Consider the following 18435-nt stretch of genomic DNA (forward strand, 5'->3'; position numbering starts at 1 on the left):
AGAAAAAACACCTGATGCCAAAACAATCTCTTGCGATAGATTACTATGTGCGCGATATTGAACAACTCTACGATAATGATCTTATTCAACGCTGTTTGCAAGCTATCGCTGAACGTGGCTATCACATGGTTGCAGACTCTGAAAGGAGCGCAACCTTTGACACCTGGTATGACATCGTTAGCCAGCTAGAAAGAACGCGCAACGATGCATCGGTACCAGTTGATCCTGATCCTATCTTCACGCCCGGTTCAACCGCTGCTCTAGAGGATGAAATTCGCTCCTACTGCACAAATCGGGACGATTATTTACCAATCAGGGTATATTCCACGGCGCGTAGTGGTGCCTCACTCGGCTTTGATTTCTTGCTATCTCTGGCACCCGAAGATGGTCTCCTCAATGCATCTATTGAAGATATCTACTTCACCCGCATTACAGACAATCCCCAGGAAAACGTGCAGGCCTATGAGCACTGGTTAGAAATCTTACAGATACTTTATACCGTCTGGCATCCTATTTATGCTCACCTGACTGGCGAAGAGGGACCATACATAGATCAGGAAGAAGCTCGGGCGTTGGACATTCAATGGCTGTATGACATTAATTTCTTGAGCCCTGAACTAGTTGATAGATTTGGACGCGAACGTGTCCTTGCAACACCTGCCTGGAGGATTCAAACACTTGACGATAATGGCGTGCTTATCGTCCCCAAACTCTATTATGGCTCTGATGACGCTCATAGCAGGGAAGCCGCTGCCTCCCATCTTGGTCTTCCAACCGAATTTTCAGAGGAGTAGATAAACAGAGTAACACCAGCGCCAGCTCATTCGAATGAGCTGGCGCTGGTCTTTTTCTTGACAAAGCTCTCCAGTAAAAAAAGCCTGGACGCTTTAGTGACCGAGTGCAGCTATATGTATGCTTGCTTACGCTTTGAACTCAATAGTATATGGATAAGGGATAAACTGCATTTCCTGCTCAGTTTTTCCAGCAACGACCACCCGCACTGGGGAGGCAATCGCCTTGATTGTCTCCGTGGGTAGCCAGGGGCGACCAATCTTCACCACGACCAATTGTCCCAAAATATCGCCCAGATAGGCGAAGCCATCAGAAGCCTGGCTAGAAGCAGGATAGGAGACAATGCCCTGCTGCTTTTCTAATTGAGCGGCAACAGCCAGGACATCCTCTACAGGTAGACCAATCTCGCTTACACGCAAGACATCCTCAGGTCCAAAGTCTCCTGAGGTTTCGTTCACAAGATCATAATGCACCATGTATTCCAGGATATGACCAGCTGCATCGCTAAAGTAGAACGATTGCGCATGAAGATTGGTGAAATGGATCTCGTCTTCACCTGCCGTATTCTTCAATAAAGGCATGCGTTGACTGATCCAGTCTTTAGCCTGCTTGAACTTATTGGTCGGAATAGTAAAGGCGATATGATACAGAGTCTCTTGCTGGCTTTCCTGAAAGCTCAGGCGTGTTGTGCCCGCCTGGACCGTGAATGAGGCAGCCGTCTCAGTGAGAAGGGGTAAACCCAGCACATCAGTATAAAATTTTTTCTGCTCATTCAGATGTTTTGTTTGTAAATGTAACTCTTGAATATGCATAACGTTTTTCTCTCCCTTGAGTATCTTTTTTTTATTTACTGACACCTTCTTCTGTGTTATACGGATAGTATCTCTCATGCGCTCTATTGAGACACCGTCCAAAAGGCGGGATAAGATACTGTACAAAAGCACGGCTCATCTTACGTTATACACCCATCCTCAGTGCTCTTAGCGCGCACACATATAGTTACGACAAGACAAACTAGCAATTTTCGCTATTGACATGGCAATGGCACGATCGCTATAATTATATCGTAACCCGATATTAAAAGGTGCATGATGAATACACGCAATGAAAATCCAGAGATTAATTATCAGGCGCTCGCCGAACTGCGCTATCAGATTCGGCGCTTTCTGCGCTTTAGTGAACAGGTGGCGAGATTAGAAGGCATTGAGCCACAGCAATACCAGTTGTTGCTGGCACTCAAAGGACTGCCAGAGGACAGAAGACCAACCGTACGGGAGCTCGCCGAGCGGCTGCAACTGCAACATAATAGTACGGTCGAGCTGATTAATCGGCTGGTGGAGCATGATCTGGTAGAGCGCCACCGCGACGATATCGATCAACGACAGGTCATTATCACACTGACGGCCCGTGGCGAGGAAATTCTCCAGCGGCAAGCACTCCATCATCAGACAGAGCTCGCCACCATTGGCCCTGCACTCCTGCAATCATTAGAAACGATCCTTTCCAATCATCCCGTTATGCCAGACATAGATACCAATCAACAAGGAGACAAAAGTTAAACATATATGACACAGAAAAAAAGTTCATCGTTCACGCCTCAGAGTCCCAGTACACCACCAGGCTCCTCACATGAGCAAACGATCTCTCATCATAGAGGGCTCTGGCAAACTCTACGCCAAAAAGCCGGCCAATGGGGAAATGCAGAGTCTCTCGGAAAACTGGGAGACTTTACAACATCACCACGGGTCATTATCATCTCGCTGCTAGCCTTAATTATCGGTATACTGGGAGCTTTTGTGGCCCTGGCACTACTCAAGCTTATCGGCATCTTCACCAATCTCTTCTTTTTCCAACGATGGAGAACGGATCTTGTTTCGCCGGCTGGAAATCATCTGGGACCATTGGTGATTATCGTTCCTGTGATTGGTGCACTCATCATTGGCGTTATGGCCCGTTATGGTTCAGAACGGATTCGCGGACATGGCATCCCCGAAGCCATTGAGTCGATCCTGATCAATGGTAGCCGCATACAGCCTCGCGTAGCTATTTTAAAACCGCTCTCGTCGGCAATCTCCATTGGCTCAGGCGGTCCTTTCGGTGCTGAAGGACCCATCATCATGACCGGTGGTGCGGTCGGCTCTATGATTGCACAGCTTTTTCATCTCACCAGTGCTGAGCGTAAAACCCTACTCGTCGCGGGTGCGGTCGCTGGCATGTCTGCGACCTTCGCATCACCAGTTGCCGCGGTATTACTGGCGGTCGAACTGCTGCTCTTCGAATGGAAACCACGCAGTATGGTTCCCGTGGCCATAGCCAGTGCCACGGCGGCCATTATGCGTCGTTACTTGATGGGAGAAGGACCGCTGTTCCCGGTGCCGCATCATCCACTCTTCATTGGTCCTCAGGGGATACTTGGGTGTGTGGTTGCCGGCATCCTTGCTGGAGGTATGGCAATGCTGCTCACCGTAGCAGTCTATGCGGCCGAGGATGCATTTCAACACCTCCCAATCCACTGGATGTGGTGGCCCGCGATTGGCGGTCTGGGGATTGGTATTGGCGGCTTTATCTTCCCTCAGGCCCTGGGAGTAGGCTATGATACGATTCAAAGCTTGCTGCAAGGAAATATCTCTACCCAACTCATCCTGGGTGTACTGCTGGTCAAATCTCTCATCTGGGCCTTTTCACTCGGCTCAGGAACCTCGGGCGGCGTGCTGGCACCACTCTTGATGATGGGCGGGGCGCTCGGTGGATTAGAATCGCTGGTTCTACCCAATGAGGGACTGGGCTTCTGGCCACTGATCAGTATGGCCGCGATCCTGGGTGGAACGATGCGCTCACCGTTCACGGGTATCATCTTCGCCCTGGAACTGACGCATGATATCAATGTCCTGCTCCCACTGCTGGTTGCCTGTACCATCGCTCATGGCTTCACGGTATTGTTTATGCGGCGCTCTATTCTCACCGAAAAGATTAGTCGGCGTGGCTACCACCTGACGCGCGAGTACGCGACCGATCCATTGGAAATCCTGTTTGTCCGTGATGTAATGCGTACAACGGTCGTTGCCCTCTCAGCAAAGATGCAACAGCACGAGTTGGCACAATTGTTTGCAACGTCACCCATACAGCACAGCCAGCGCCTCTATCCCGTGATTGACGCCAACCAGGATCTCAAAGGGGTGCTCACCGCAAACAACCTGCACACCTTTATCCAGGAAAAGGAAAAACAGGAAGGAGGTGGACCGCTCCTGGCACAAACCGTCAAACCAGATCCTGTCGTGTGCTATCTGGATGAGCCATTACGCATCGTCGTCTACCGCATGGCCGAGACAAACCTGACCGTGTTGCCCGTGGTCGAACGTGGCCAGTCCCACAAACTGGTAGGTCTGGTCTCACTTACCGATCTACTGAAAGCAAGGGTACGTAATCTGCACGAAGAGCGCAGCCGTGAACGCGTCCTGCACTTAAGCACACTCTTCTCGGCCGGTCAGAACACACAAACAGTAGACGAAACGGTTGCACCAGCACTCGATCAAGGCGATCCTGAAGAGGTACAGGAAAAAGTAAGAAACGAATCAACACAGGCATAAAAAAAGCGTGCATATCAGCATGCTATGTGGCAGGAATCTGGTCACAACCAGGTTCCTGCCACATAGCATAAACAACGACTACGATCACCAATGAGCAAGAAAAAAAATTAAGACACCTTGTAAATCCAAATAGATGTAGCGTTACCCTGAAATAAGGCGCGCGATCAGGAAGGCGGCGGCGGCGGCGAGTCCACCAATCAAGGCCGTTTGCAACGCGCTTCTGAAAGGTTTGGCACCGGTAAAGCGACCTTTGACATAGCCAAAGACCAGTAAGGCGATCAGGGTTGCCACCACAGAAAAGAGCAGTGCGGTAGATGCTGGCGAGAGAAAGAAATAGGGACTTAAAGGGATTAAACCTCCAACCACATAGGAGCCGGCAATGGTCAGTGCACTGGTCAACGCACGTTTGGGATCTGGTTTTTCAAGGCCAAGCTCGAAGCGCATCATAAAATCAACCCAGGCCTCTGGTCGCTTGCTGAGTGCTTCTACAATGGGAGCACTCTCTGTTTCGTTAAGACCATAGGAAGTGAAAACCTCCCGCACTTCTGCTTTTTCATCTTCGGTCTTCTCTTTGACTTCTTGTTCTTCACGCAGGCGCTCACTCGCATAATGTTCGGCATCACTACGCGCAGCCAGATAGCCACCAAGTCCCATCGCGATCGAGCCAGCCGCGATCTCAGCCAATCCTGCCGTAATAATAATCGTTGTTGAACTGACCGCCCCTGAAAGACCAGCCGCTAAAGCAAACGGAACCGTGAGACCATCCGACATACCAATCACGATATCGCGAATCGTCTCGCCGGCCGTAAAATGTTTCTCTATATGTGGTGTTTGTGGCATGAATATACCTTTCATCTCAGTTGATAACAGGGGCAATAACGAACAGTCAACCCTGTCCTCAGCTACCTCTGAAAGTGTATCATATTCTCCTGAAAAGAAGATTAATTCCTGCCACTCTCTAGCAAGCTTTACTTATTTTGTGGGGGAAGGGGCTGCTCGGTCCAGTTCAATATCCTGGAAGGTCACGGGATCTTCTTTTGGTTCGAGGTGGGTAAACACAGTGCTTTCGGGCAGCGCTTCGTGAATAGCCATTTCGATTCCTTCACAGATGGTATGCCCTTTAAGGACTGTCCAGGACCCTGGTACGATCACATGAAAAGAGACAAAGCGGCGTCGGCCAGCCATACGAGTACGTAAGGCATGAAAATCAATCCCTTGCTTCCGATAGGTATCCAGCACAGTGTTCACGGCTTCGCGATCTTCTTGTGGAAGCGCGGTATCAAGCAAGCCTAGTCCTGTCTGCCGCAATAATTTGACACCGGTCCAGATGATATTGATTGCTACCAGCAGCGCCACAATTGGATCGAGGATGTACCAATTTGTGATCGCAACCAGCAGGATACCAATAAGCACACCAACAGTTGTGATTACATCAGCAAATAGATGGTGGGCATCGGCTTCCAGCGTAATAGAGCGCTGCTTCTTGCCTGCACGCAACATAAACCAGGCCAGTACGCCATTAATTATAGCGCCAAACACGGAGAAGGATAAACCGAGAAACGCTTGATCAATCGGTTCTGGATGGAGCAGGCGAGGGATGGCTTCAACGGCAATAATGAGTGCCGCAACCAGGATCAAGGCACCTTCAACGCCACTAGAAAAGTATTCTGACTTGGTATGCCCATAAGTATGATCCTCATCGGCAGGGCGCGCCGCTAATGTGACCGCCCACAGTCCAACCAGCGCCGCAACCAGATTAACCACCGACTCGGCGGCATCTGAAAATAATCCAACTGAACCAGTCAGAAAATAGCCAATGAACTTGACTCCCATGGTCACTATTGCCGCCGCTATTGATAAATACATATATATACGCAGTGATGGCTGTTTCATCCTTATCCTCTCAGGTTATAGGCTCAGATTGAGCCTGTTATATTTTATCTATTTTATAGACAAGTTTGCTAATAGTAGCACGAAGAAGAGGTGAGGCCAAGATGCAATATTGATCATAACCATGTTGCAGTTTGCTACATGTATACAACATATTCATCTTTACATTTATTCAGGCCCAGGCTCATCATAGTGAGAGGCCGGATGAATAGCAACTGTACGCAATCGCCACCAGCGACGTAGTGCCACCAGCGCCCAGATGCCTTCGACAACCCCAAAGGGCCAGGTACCAGAGAGCCAGCCATACAGAGATGAAGCCGCACAGGCAAACGCAAACACCAGGACCCAGCGATGGGAGCGGGCCTCAAGCGCGTAAGAAAGGAGCATGATACTTACGGCTACGGCTCCAAATACTGTTAATAGTGACATCGAGTATCCTTTATTCTGAGAGAAAATATATTACTGTCCTATAAACGCACAAGAGTAGAGAAGGTTTCAACATATCTTCTCAGCTCGTTAAAAGAAGGAATAAAAACAAGCAGTGTTTTTATTCCTTCTCTCTCTAACACAAAAAATCCAACTGGCTACACACGAGCGCGCCGATAGCGCCAGGTCAACCATAGTACCAGGGCGAAAAGGATACCTCCAAGCAGCCACCAGGGGCCCCAGAGGTAAAGATCGAGCAGACGCCATTTCGAATTAGTGGGTTCCGAGATGGGGACAACGCCAACTATAACCAGGATATCGCCAAGGATACTGTACAGGCCATGCAGGATAAAAATCGCACCCGCAACACAGGCAGAGGTTATTAGCATCCAGCGCGGGATACGTTTTCCCCACGGTTGAACCAGTGCCAGCGCAATCAGCCCGGCCACAACTTTCAGCACAGCTGCGATCAGATTGGTCGCATAGAGGAACGCGTCCGGTTTTTCAATCTCGAACTCATGGAGCCCTGTCTTCCCCCCGGCAGCCCAGAAGAAACTCAATAAAGCAAAAAGGAAAGCCCAGGCTCCGGCCGCATATGCTATCCCTACAATTAACCGCGATGGTCTGGAGAACGAAACTGGCTTTTTCATCTCAAATCCCTTTTTCATGCTAGCCCTTCTACTATTTACATATACATTCCAGAGACAAAAAGAAGAAGAAGAAGCTGGCTTTCCCTGACTTCCTCTTCTGATTTGTTACTGAGCACCCGGGTCTCTTGTAATCAACAAACGTCAAAGGCAATATATCTACTTTGTTGCTCTGCCCTTATCTGCGATCTCAGTATAGCATTACAGAGACAAAAAACCTCTCGTATCTTATCCTTTATCGTTGTTCAAGCGGCTCGCTCTCTTTCGGATAGCGATCAGCATGACTACTGGAATTCTCTGCGTCATTCACAGCTTGAGTGTTATAGGCCAGAGCCAGGACTTCAAATGATCCTTCGGCCAGAGCCGATGCAATGTTGCCCTGGGCATCTACCAGAACTGCCATCGGTGTACCGTCAACACCAAATGCTTTTTTTACAGTATCGCTATCCCCACCAAGCAAAATGGGTGAGTGCAAACCCAATGAACGATTCTTCTCGATGGGACCAGATGAGATGATTAACAATTCAGGCGCTCCCTGTGGAGGCTCGGCTTCCCATGCTTGCAGGTCAGGAAGCATATTTTTACAATAACCGCAGTCGGGATTCCAGAAGAGTAGCAAGGTGGGCTTACCACGGAATGAACTCAAAGAGACAGATTTTCCATTAAAATCGGGCAGGCTGAAGTCCGGAGCAAGCGTTCCGAGCACAGGAGCAGCCGTTTCAGGGGGAGCGTTAAGCGGAGCCAGTACAGGCAAGCGGCGACGCCAGACAGGCAGGTGAACGGCATTTGATACCAGGGTTCGGATACTCTCTATGCCTTCCGCCACAGGACTATCAATAAGTCCGTCGGGATGAATGAGTACCGCGCTCGGTGTTCCATGGATGTCATAGAGTTTGTCAATCTCATCATTGTTCTGAAGCATGATACGTGTAATACGCTGCTCGGATATTTTCGCGCGATTGGCCTGCACTGAGCCATGGCTCAGTAGGGCCACCGTCAACTTACCTGCATAGGATCGCTGCCAGCGCCCAATCTCGGGCATAAGTGTAGAACATGGAGCACAATTGGGATCGGTGAAGATGAGTATCACTGGCTTCCCCAGTGCCAGCAAGCCATGCAACGAGATGACCTCGTCATCCAATCCCTTCCCTGAAAAAGCTGGTGACTGCGCTCCCACGGGTAATCCATGGGTTGGCTGCTCTCCTTGTGGCTGCGCTACAATAATGCCTGCCTGTCCAAGGCGATTCTCGATCCGATCCAGACGTAGCAGCAAGAGCCCCTGTTGACGTAGCGATTGCAGTAATAGCCAGCCTCCAACTATCAGGAGAGGCACAATAATGACGGCGGCAATGAATGCGATCTGTTGTATCAATGGCCATGCAGTAAACCAACTGGTAGCACTCATGCTATCACTTCCACGTCCACGCCAGACTACAATTGTTGCCAGCAATGCTAAGACACCATTACGGACAAGGGCCGAGACGCCTGCTGGAGCCGAGTAGAGCTGTCCAAAACAATGACAATCTGGCTGGCGTCCCCGCGCCAGATTGTAGCCAATACCTGCGCAAAAAATGAGCAGGATTCCCAGCGCACCCAGGGCTGCCAGCGGTGCCCATATATGAGCTACAAGTCCGATCGCAAGAACGATTTCAACAAGAGGTAGGATAATTCCTAACGGCCTGGCAAGCACTTCTGGAACACCAAAGTCACGTAAGGCTTTCTGCGAGCCAGCAAGATCCGCCATCTTTGCCAGACCAGCAATCAGGAAAATGAATGAAAGCAGGAGTCGAACCAGCAGTAAAACGACGGGCATAAATTTCTTCTCCCTCGAACTTAGCAATTACGAGCTTGAAAGTTTCGCATGGTGGAGATACCAATCGCGCGCACCGGACATGACAGCCGGATCCCTCTGTAGACAACACATCACTCACAGCTACCCCGCCACAAAAGACAAGAATCAGGAGAGGTAAGTTTCCTGATTCCAGCGGAAAAATTCATCCATTGCTGTATTTACTACTAATTGTTGAAAAATCTTTCTTGCTATGTATAATACAAAAATTGGCAAAAGTCAATCATAGCAGAAATACGATTAAACAGAGATGATTCAATTTAACAATGACGATAAAGAGCTTTTTGCAGAAAAAATCCAGCTACACGGCTCTCACCACACCGAACATGTTGAAACCGTGAAGTAAAGGCTAAACAGTATCTGCGAGGGAAAACTAAATCACCTGAATTGAGGGGACCCTCACAAGCACTAAGATGAGGAAAGTTCCTGATAGCCTCGAATAATGGATTCAGCAAAGGGGCGCTGCGTTTCTGCTGGTGCTACCAGTTGCCAGGAGCGCTTACCCGGTAGTTCGGCAGGCGGTGTCGTGACTTTGACTCCCAGTGCATTCATCACCAGCATGTTGCGTTGGGACAGCCGTGGATGGGGAGCATAGGCAAAAAGCGGATTTTCTACTTCAGCCCGTTGCTGCTCAATCTGACTGAGGGTGTGGCCGGTCGCGGCACAGGTGGCACGCACCTCCTCTAAAAGGGCTTCATCAGGCAAAGAAAAGATAGCATCCAGGGCCTGCAAGAGATTCATCTCGCGATTGAGCAAGACAAGGCGACCATAGAGCAAGCGCTGAAACAAACCATCGTCCGCATGGAGAACAGTTTTCGCTATCTCCATCTGATAGGTAAGATCAGCAAAAGGCAGACCGTCTAGCTTTCGTTGGAGAAACTCGACCACGGCTGCACTCTCGCCCGCTTGCCAGCCCTGTAAGAGTGAGAGACAATGCTGGCCCTCGTAGCGTACCATGCTTCGATATACACTCAAAAGACGATCCTTACATTCACAAAGCCAGAGTGCATGAAGATAGGAAACAATCTCAGCTACAGAAATAGTATGAAAGCGTCTCTGGCCCTGTACTTCCTGTACAATGCGAAAACTTGCTTCAAATTCAGGCTGCAGTTGCTCAAATGCTTGAAGCTTCTGTTCTATCAGCTTCTCTTTGGCTAATGTTCCTTGCATGATGGCCTCCTCTTTATGATGAGCATCCATTGTCGAATCACAGCATATGCCACGATGGCAAATTTCCGACCGAAATCATGGTTAAAGAGGCATCGCTCTGGTTGGCTCAAGCTTATCTAAAGCCAGGCGAACATCATCAACCAGCTCTGGAGTAAGAATATTCTTGATACGAGCGGTATCAGCTACGTACCACGCAGTATCCCACTCCTCTCTAAACAATGTATCTTTGCGAACATTTTTTTCTGTATAATCGCTGAGATATTTTTCTAAGCGCATAGAAAGTCGCATCTGCGTTATGGAATCATCCATCAGTTTACCCCCGATCAGAGACTAAACATCCTATATGAGAGTCCAGTTGGACACAATTTACTCTGTTCTTAGGATGAAGGATTTGTACTCATCCTATTTTTAGGAAAGGTGTAGCTTTTGAGGATCGCTGCGCACCTTTTCAAAGGAGGAGAATTCATAAAGGGGCGGGACACATAGAAAATTCCATGTGGCTCTTTAAGTATACACGATTTTTTACAAATGTGTAATATGTAAAACACCAAAATGGTTACGATAAAATATTATAAATAAATTGAACTATTCGGTAATTATCCGCATAAAATGTTAAATCAATCACCTCAACATTTTTTATTGACAATAACACATATATTATCATATACTATTAAGTATAGCTTTATCTGCACAGCTTCTCCCCCATCTCTATTCGGCTGGTGCTCCTAAGGCCTTAAGGAGACGTGCCATGAGTCTATTGGTATTGTTTATTCTTGCCGCCATCGCTCTCGTGATTGTTTTTCTCATACTCTCTGCTATCCGTATAGTTCAGCAGTATGAGCGAGGAGTCGTTTTCGTCCTGGGACATCTGATTGGCGCAAAGGGTCCCGGTCTCTTCTTTGTACCCCCGTTCATCTCGCGTATGAGTACCGTTGATCTGCGTATTGTCACACTCACCGTACCACCACAAGAGATTATCACCCGTGATAACGTTACCATTAAAGTTACCGCTGTCCTCTACTTCAATGTGGTTGATCCGATTGCAGCGATAGTAAATGTCGTCAACTTCAATCAAGCCACCTCACAAATTGGACAAACAACCTTACGTAACGTGCTGGGACAGTCCGAACTGGATGAGTTACTGGCGGATCGTAATAAGATTAATCGTGAGTTGCAGGCCATTATCGATGAACATACTTCACGCTGGGGCGTAAAGGTCACGGCCGTCGAGACCAAGGATGTAGAATTGCCCGTCACGATGCAGCGCGCCATGGCCAAACAGGCTGAGGCAGAACGTGAGAAGCGTGCGAAGGTCATTCATGCCCAGGGTGAGTTACTGGCTTCAACTCAGTTAGCGCAGGCCGCCAATATTATCGGCTCTCAGCCTGCAGCTCTCCAACTGCGTTACTTGCAGACCTTGACCGAAATTGCCGTTGAAAAAAATTCGACTATTATCTTTCCACTACCAATGGATGTGATTGAACCAATGATCAAGGCGATGCGACGCCAGGATACTGCGGCTGTCCAGGGATTATCAAACAACTCTCGTAAAGAAGAAGTTTTATCTTAAAGCAACTCTGGGCGTGTCTCAAAGTTTTGCATGTTTGGTTGTATATCAGCTATACTGATTTCATAATCGGCGAGCGTGCAGCTCGCCACACTCGGGCGCTAAAGCGCCCTTGCTTCTTTTAAATGTGGTGTTGAATCGTGCGCAATGCGCACGATTCAACACCACATTTAAAATATTTGGAACACGGCAGTATAAAGTGCTTTCAACACCACATTTAAAATATTTGGAACACGGCAGTATAAAGTGCTTTCAACACCACATTTAAAATATTTGGAACACGGCAGTATAAAGTGCTTGAAATATTACATTTAAGAGATTGGGAACACAGCAGCGCAAAGGTTTGGAGCAAAAATGAATGGGGAGAAATATTGAATACGCAGATACGATTGTCGTTGCATGAGGTGACACGCGATAACTGGCGTGAAGCGCTCCAGCTAGGGGTGCATCCAGAACAACAACATTTTGTGGCAGAACATGTTCCGATCGCGGCAATCGCATTGGCCAAAGCCTATATCCAACCGGGCGGTCGCACATGGGTACCGTATGCATTTTATGCTGGGACAGCCATGATTGGATTTATCACACTGGCATATGATCCAGGAAGCATTAATAACTACTGGATCTTCCATTTCTTTATTGATCAGCATTATCAAGGACAGGGATATGGCAAGCAAGCATTACATTTATTTGTGCAGTTTATCAAAAAGTATTATCCTCAATGTGAAACGTTGCAACTAACCGTCCATCCCGAAAATACGGCCGCCAGGTATCTCTATATGGGCGCAGGATTTCAACCTGCAGGTTTCGAGCTAGGTGAGGAGCCAGTATACAAACTTGACCTCAAACAACACTGATATTTCCATCATAGCTCTCAATACACTGCACTAATACTATTGCAATAGCCAGACCAAAAGAGGTTGCCGACATGCGTTATGATGCATGTCGGCAGCCTCTTTTGGTCTCGGGGACCAGCACGTCATGAATTGTGATGGTAATGAGAGATAAGCATCGAGCATGTGAGGGCATTGAGACATGGCAGCACTATAGTATACCTGTAAACTATAAAAATCTACTTATATACATACAGCAACTGATATTCAGCCATGGTGTGGATATCAACCGGGTATGTCAATCGAGCGTCATCAGAATCAACCTATATTCCTAAGCAAAGGAGCAGAACAATGGCTAAGCGGATCCTTCTTCCACTCGATGGCTCGCAAAATGCTGAACGCGCGCTTCCACTGGCACTACGATTGGCTCGTATCCACACAGGAACCGTTATCTTATTACGTGTGGTTAATCCAGGCTGGATCACCGCGACAAAGACCAGTTTTGCACAACAGCTTCCAGCACAGGCCAGATTTGAGGCGGAAAAATATCTGGTTACGCTGACAAAAAAAGAGATGTTTCAGGGCATACAGACAGAAATCCTGGTGCCCGAGGGAAATGAAGCCTCAACTATCCTTGCCACGGCAGAGCAACAGCAGGCAGATTTGATTATTGTTAACTCCCATGGCTATACCGGCCTGACGCGTTGGACGCTGGGCAGTGTGGCAGAAAAAGTCACCAGATACGCAAAGGTGCCAGTCCTATTATTACGCGATCAAAGCGCATTACCACTTGGTCATCATCCAGATCCAATTCAGCCATTGCGCATTCTGGTACCTCTGGATGGCTCAACGTATGCGGCCGCTGCGCTTGAACCTGCGGCCGAACTCATTTATGCGCTAGCAACCTCTGGGAACTGCGCCATACACCTTGTGCGTGTGGTCGACAATACTGAAACGCTCCATATTGCCAGACTCTACCTCCAGACGATAGCCACCAGTCTCAAGCAGGGCGAAATCGCTCCTATCGTTGCGCGTCAACAGATGCCTGTTACCTGGTCGATTGCAGTGAATAGAGATACTGCCGATGCGATTATCCGTGTGGCGGAGAATGGTGAAGACGCGGAGAATAGTGGCGTGGCTGGTGGTTGCGATATTATCGCCATATCAACCCATGGCATCACCGCCCATCCACTCTGGACGCTAGGGAGTACCGCCGAGCGCATACGCGTTGGGACGCATCGGCCGATGCTTATCATACGTCCGGTAGACATCAACAAGCAAAATGAAAGTGGCGAGCAGACAGAGCCAGAGACAGCCGTTAGCGAAACTCCATAACTTTATCATCATCGGCAACGTTGACCCTTTCAAAGGAGAACATGTCATGTTTAAACGAATTCTGGTTCCATTGGATGGATCACCGCGGGCCGAACAAGCACTCGCGCTGGCGGCACATATTGCGCAGGCCAATCATAGCAGTATGTATCTACTACAGAGCGTTGAAATCATCAACATCTATAATATGCGCACACTCGGCATGATGGAACGCATTCAGGAACTTGAAGAACAAGAAGCGCGCAAATATCTGGATCGTATTAAAGGATCGACACTATTAGCGCGCATTCCAACGACGATCCAGGTGTATGTGGGCAATGCCTCATTAGCCATTTTAGATGCAATCAAGCTGCATGACATCGATTTAGTAGTTTTATGCAGTCACGGATACACCGGTATTAAAAACTGGGCGTTGGGCAGTGTAGCCCAGAAGGTTGCACGCGCGTGCCCGGTACCAGTACTAATTCAACGGGACGAACATCCCCTGCTCTACGGTGATGAGCTCATAGGACAATCTGTATTCCAGGTCTGTGTGGCCCTTGATGGTTCGCCACAGGCAGAAGCAGTCATCGAACCAGCAATTGCCATCGCAGCAGCCTGCGCCTCACCACACCAGGCCGATGTGCATCTCTTGCGCATTATCGAACCTCTAAGCTCATCAAATGAGGAAACCTTTCGCGAAATTTATCACTTCGATCTCCAGACAATGATCCAACAGCAGACACAAACCTATCTACAGGATGTCATACAACGCCTGGAACAGACAGCAAGATTACCTGAAGGCATAAAGCTTGTGAGCAATGCACAAAATGGTGCCGATGCGGCTCAAGAAATTATCCGCTATGCTGAAAAAAGCCATGACACCCGGCAGCCTTCTTGCCAACTATTAGCCATGACGACCCATGGCCGCGATAAACTGGAGCGCTTGTTTTTTGGCAGTATCGCGGATCGTATCCTTACTCAAACAAAACTACCCCTGCTTATTGTGCGTCCTCCCATGCAAGAAGAGTCCGCTCAGGCTACGCCAGTCTCACCAAATACATCTTTATAAATAAAAACACTGTCAGCTTTATTCAAAAAAGGTAAATTCATGGTGAATCATAAATTAGCGCAAAAACAGGTGCCGTCAACAAAACAGAGAGATGCTCCACCATTAACGAAAGAAGAGACACAGACAACCTGGCATACACATTACTGGTCTTTTTTTAAACGTTATCCCATTCCGGTCGTTGCCCTTATTCTGCTTGCTAGCAGTGGGCTGCTCTGGCTGCTTCGACGCGATGATCTTGCCAACTGGTTGCTGCTCGCCATTATTGTCTGGGGTGGTATTCCTCTGCTCTGGGGGATGGTTGGAAGGCTCTGGCACAGAGAATTTGGCATTGATATTATTGCGGCGCTGGCGATTGTTGGCTCACTCTTACTCCATGAATATCTGGCCGGATCCATTATCGTCTTAATGCTGTCCGGAGGTGAGGCGCTGGAGGCCTATGCGCTACGGCGCGCAAGTAGCTCACTTTCAGCGTTAGCCGAACGGGCACCACGCACAACCCATGTCTGGGAAGATCAACAGTTGCTAGACATTCCAGTCGAAACGGTACAGCCTGGTATGGTAGTTGTCATTAAACCGGGAGAACTGGTGCCTGTGGATGGTGTTATTGTCCAGGGCACATCGAATGTCAGTCAAGCCGATCTTACCGGCGAACCAATGCCCGTGCGTAAAACACCCGGCATGGGACTCCTCTCTGGCAGTGTGAATCTAGATGGTATTCTAGAGGTTCGGGCCAGTAAGCCAAGCGCAGACAGTAAATATGCTCAGATTGTGCGGCTGGTAACCGAGGCCCAGGCACAAAAAGCGCCAATTCACCGTCTGGCTGATCGCTACAGTGTTGTCTTTACGCTCTTCACGATCATACTGGCTAGCGTAACCTGGCTCCTCTCTGGCAATCAGATCTATGCCCTGGCCGTACTGGTGGTCGCGACTCCGTGTCCTCTCATTCTGGCAACGCCAATCGCCATTATGTCCGGGATCAATATTGCTGCCCGCAATGGTATCATCGTCAAAAGTGGCGCCGCCATTGAGCAGTTGGGTGAAGTAGATATTGCTGTTTTTGATAAAACTGGCACACTGACACTGGGTATGCCAAAAATATCCTCTATTCTCCTTGCCACGAACAGCCAGTACACAGAAGAAGAGATTCTACGCTATGCTGCCTCTGTCGAACAGCTCTCCACCCATATCCTGGCTACGGCCATTGTTAACGCGGGACAGGAGAGGCAGGTTGCTCTTTATACGATGAACAACTTCGAAGAAACCTTTGGCAAGGGCGTGTGCGCCACGATCGCCATCAACCAATCAGCAAACGCTATGTCACATCCAGGTGACACGGGACAGATAAAGGTGGCCGTAGGTAACCGTACATTTATACGCATGTTGGATATTCCTCTCCCAGCATATTTCTTAGAGGAGCGCGAACGCCGACGTGATATGGGTCAAATTTGTAGCTTTGTCGCACTCAACCACTTCGTAGAGGCGCTCATCATCATGGAAGATGTGCCACGTCCAGAGATCCGCCAACTCTGTCCTGCCCTTAAACATGAAGGCATTAAACAGACCATCTTACTCACCGGGGACAGTGAGACGGTGGCCCAGCAAGTTGGGAAGCTAGCCAATATCGATCGAGTTGTCGCCCGCTGTTTACCCGAAGATAAAGTGCGCGTAATCCAGGATTTAGAGGCGGCTGGACACAAAGTTTTGATGGTCGGCGATGGCATCAATGATGCTCCCGCGCTAGCGACCGCTACCGTTGGTATGGCGCTGGGGACACAGGGATTGACGGCCGCGGCCAGCGCCGCCGATGCGGTCTTACTCTCCACAAACATCCTGGGTGTCGATACCGCTATCTTCCTTGGCCGTCGCGTCATGCGTATCGCCCGACAAGGGATCTGGATTGGCATCGGCTTGAGTAGCGTAGCGATGGTATTCGCGGCCTTTGGCTATCTCCCTCCGGCCATCGGCGCAATCCTCCAGGAAGGAATCGACGTACTGGTTATCTTTAACGCGCTACGGGTGAGTGCCATCCAGGTCAGGAAAAAGGACAGCCAACAAGTCCCGCCAGAAAAATTGTGATGAATTTGAGAAGTTGGTTTGTCTCTAGTGATCTGTTAGAGATATGAACTCTTTATGCTTTCTATAGAAGAAAATATTGCTAAAAATTATTCATATTCGCTCCATAAAAAGCCCACCCGGTATTTGATAAAAGGAGAAATGGGATGTTTCAAAAAATATTAGTACCACTTGATGGCTCACTCTACGCGAAACGTGCGCTACCTGTCGCAGCCCGCATAGCCAGATCCACAGGAGCATCACTGCTCCTGGTACGTATCACGTATCCATCAATTGAGTTTACCCGCTATCCACGTGTACTGGCAGGGCCAGAGGAACTCGATACAGAGATAACCGAAGCTGGGGTTGAACTGGCCGAGAGCTATCTGCGCCAGGTCGCAACATCTGAACTCCTGGCAGGCATCGAGGTGACGATCCAAACGGCAGTCTCAACCACTACCGCCCAGACCATCCTGGAGCTTGCCGATACGGCAAAGGCTGATCTGATTATCCTCTCCAGCCATGGCTATACCGGCTTGAAACGCTGGGCTTTAGGTGGAGTAGCCCATAAGCTCACACGCATCAGTTCTGTTCCACTACTCGTAATCCATGACGAAAATGAGAGCCAGCATGCTATTGCCTCGCTACACCCGCAACCACTGCACCTCATGGTCGCACTGGATGGCTCCGCCATCTCCGAGTCAATCCTGGCACCAGCGCTACAACTAGGCATCGCGCTGGCGGTACCAGAGTCGGCCACACTCCACCTGGTACAGGTACTCCCATTTCCAGAAAAACATGGCCGCTTCACAACCCATCGTGCCATTGAGGAGGCCCGAGAGCGTATCATCAACGAAACCTATCTCTATCTAGAAGAGGTGAAAAAACGGCTTTTAAGCGGCAACCTGGCTTATCCAAACCTGCAGATTACCACCTCTGTTCTGGTCCATGAGGATATCGCACACACCCTGGTCGAGGCCGCAAAAAATACGCAGGTGCTACCTGCATCAGTCGGCTCAATACCCAATACGGACCATATCGACATGCTGGCAATGGCAACCCATGGACGGAGTGGACTTGACCATTGGGCACTGGGGAGTATCACTGAGCGTGTTCTGGATACAACCAAACAGCCAATATTCATTGTGCATACAAGTGTCGACCAATCTCAGGCAGCCGAGAGTCAGGCACCAGGGGAGGCATTGCCAGTAGAGTAGAACGTGTATGCATCCTGCGTAC

At 49.0% G+C, this 18435-nt stretch carries 17 protein-coding genes; 9 read left to right on the forward strand and 8 right to left on the reverse strand.

Translation table 11 applies throughout. The annotated features are described in order from the left end of the window. The first annotated feature begins 14 nt into the window (after positions 1–14). Positions 15–794, forward strand: coding sequence for a hypothetical protein (locus tag EL633_RS26495; protein WP_126630279.1), 780 nt, complete (start codon positions 15–17; stop codon positions 792–794). Between the two features lie 126 nt (positions 795–920). Here the strand turns inward: EL633_RS26495 and EL633_RS26500 are convergent, their stop codons facing one another. Further along, positions 921–1604 (reverse strand): VOC family protein, encoded by a 684-nt coding sequence (locus tag EL633_RS26500; RefSeq protein WP_126630280.1) that lies wholly within the window; start codon positions 1602–1604, stop codon positions 921–923. Positions 1605–1880: 276 nt separating this feature from the next. Here EL633_RS26500 and EL633_RS26505 point away from each other — a divergent pair, with 276 nt between their 5' ends. Continuing rightward, a complete protein-coding gene (locus EL633_RS26505) occupies positions 1881–2351 on the forward strand; it encodes a MarR family winged helix-turn-helix transcriptional regulator (protein ID WP_126630281.1) in 471 nt (156 codons plus the stop codon). Between the two features lie 6 nt (positions 2352–2357). Further along, positions 2358–4379: a chloride channel protein gene (locus EL633_RS26510; protein ID WP_126630282.1), complete on the forward strand. Its 2022-nt coding sequence runs from the start codon at positions 2358–2360 to the stop codon at positions 4377–4379. A gap of 141 nt (positions 4380–4520) precedes the next feature. Here EL633_RS26510 and EL633_RS26515 read toward each other — a convergent pair whose 3' ends face one another. The 7 genes from EL633_RS26515 to EL633_RS26545 all read right to left on the reverse strand — a co-directional run bounded on the left by EL633_RS26515 (position 4521) and on the right by EL633_RS26545 (position 10670). Continuing rightward, entirely contained in the window at positions 4521–5219 is a 699-nt protein-coding gene (locus tag EL633_RS26515; RefSeq protein WP_126630283.1) for a VIT1/CCC1 transporter family protein, read from the reverse strand. 132 nt (positions 5220–5351) lie between these two features. Continuing rightward, positions 5352–6272, reverse strand: a complete 921-nt coding sequence (locus tag EL633_RS26520) for a cation diffusion facilitator family transporter (RefSeq protein ID WP_126630284.1) — start codon at positions 6270–6272, stop codon at positions 5352–5354. Between the two features lie 165 nt (positions 6273–6437). Further along, complete coding sequence (locus tag EL633_RS26525; protein WP_126630285.1) at positions 6438–6698, reverse strand: hypothetical protein; 261 nt, start codon at positions 6696–6698, stop codon at positions 6438–6440. Between the two features lie 155 nt (positions 6699–6853). Then, positions 6854–7345: a DUF3995 domain-containing protein gene (locus EL633_RS26530; protein WP_161982462.1), complete on the reverse strand. Its 492-nt coding sequence runs from the start codon at positions 7343–7345 to the stop codon at positions 6854–6856. A 232-nt stretch (positions 7346–7577) separates the two neighbouring features. After that, positions 7578–9155 carry a MauE/DoxX family redox-associated membrane protein gene (locus EL633_RS26535; RefSeq protein WP_126630287.1) on the reverse strand — a complete coding sequence of 526 codons (1578 nt, stop codon included), beginning with the start codon at positions 9153–9155 and terminating at the stop codon, positions 7578–7580. A gap of 444 nt (positions 9156–9599) precedes the next feature. Beyond that, positions 9600–10361, reverse strand: a complete 762-nt coding sequence (locus tag EL633_RS26540) for a hypothetical protein (RefSeq protein ID WP_126630288.1) — start codon at positions 10359–10361, stop codon at positions 9600–9602. A gap of 81 nt (positions 10362–10442) precedes the next feature. Beyond that, positions 10443–10670, reverse strand: a complete 228-nt coding sequence (locus EL633_RS26545; RefSeq protein WP_126630289.1) for a hypothetical protein — start codon at positions 10668–10670, stop codon at positions 10443–10445. 439 nt (positions 10671–11109) lie between these two features. Here EL633_RS26545 and EL633_RS26550 point away from each other — a divergent pair, with 439 nt between their 5' ends. The 6 genes from EL633_RS26550 to EL633_RS26575 all read left to right on the forward strand — a co-directional run bounded on the left by EL633_RS26550 (position 11110) and on the right by EL633_RS26575 (position 18413). Then, positions 11110–11931: a slipin family protein gene (locus EL633_RS26550; protein WP_126630290.1), complete on the forward strand. Its 822-nt coding sequence runs from the start codon at positions 11110–11112 to the stop codon at positions 11929–11931. A 368-nt stretch (positions 11932–12299) separates the two neighbouring features. Then, positions 12300–12785, forward strand: coding sequence for a GNAT family N-acetyltransferase (locus EL633_RS26555; RefSeq protein ID WP_218027592.1), 486 nt, complete (start codon positions 12300–12302; stop codon positions 12783–12785). Between the two features lie 327 nt (positions 12786–13112). Further along, positions 13113–14096 carry a universal stress protein gene (locus EL633_RS26560; protein ID WP_161982463.1) on the forward strand — a complete coding sequence of 328 codons (984 nt, stop codon included), beginning with the start codon at positions 13113–13115 and terminating at the stop codon, positions 14094–14096. A 46-nt stretch (positions 14097–14142) separates the two neighbouring features. Next, the gene (locus tag EL633_RS26565; protein WP_161982464.1) at positions 14143–15144 is read left to right on the forward strand and encodes a universal stress protein; all 1002 of its coding nucleotides are present in this window, start codon (positions 14143–14145) and stop codon (positions 15142–15144) included. Positions 15145–15183: 39 nt separating this feature from the next. Continuing rightward, positions 15184–17220: a heavy metal translocating P-type ATPase gene (locus EL633_RS26570; protein ID WP_126630293.1), complete on the forward strand. Its 2037-nt coding sequence runs from the start codon at positions 15184–15186 to the stop codon at positions 17218–17220. 143 nt (positions 17221–17363) lie between these two features. Beyond that, positions 17364–18413, forward strand: coding sequence for a universal stress protein (locus EL633_RS26575; protein WP_126630294.1), 1050 nt, complete (start codon positions 17364–17366; stop codon positions 18411–18413). Positions 18414–18435 lie beyond the last annotated feature (22 nt).

It is taken from the genome of Dictyobacter alpinus, assembly GCF_003967575.1.
GTDB classification, from domain to species: Bacteria; Chloroflexota; Ktedonobacteria; order Ktedonobacterales; family Ktedonobacteraceae; genus Dictyobacter; species Dictyobacter alpinus.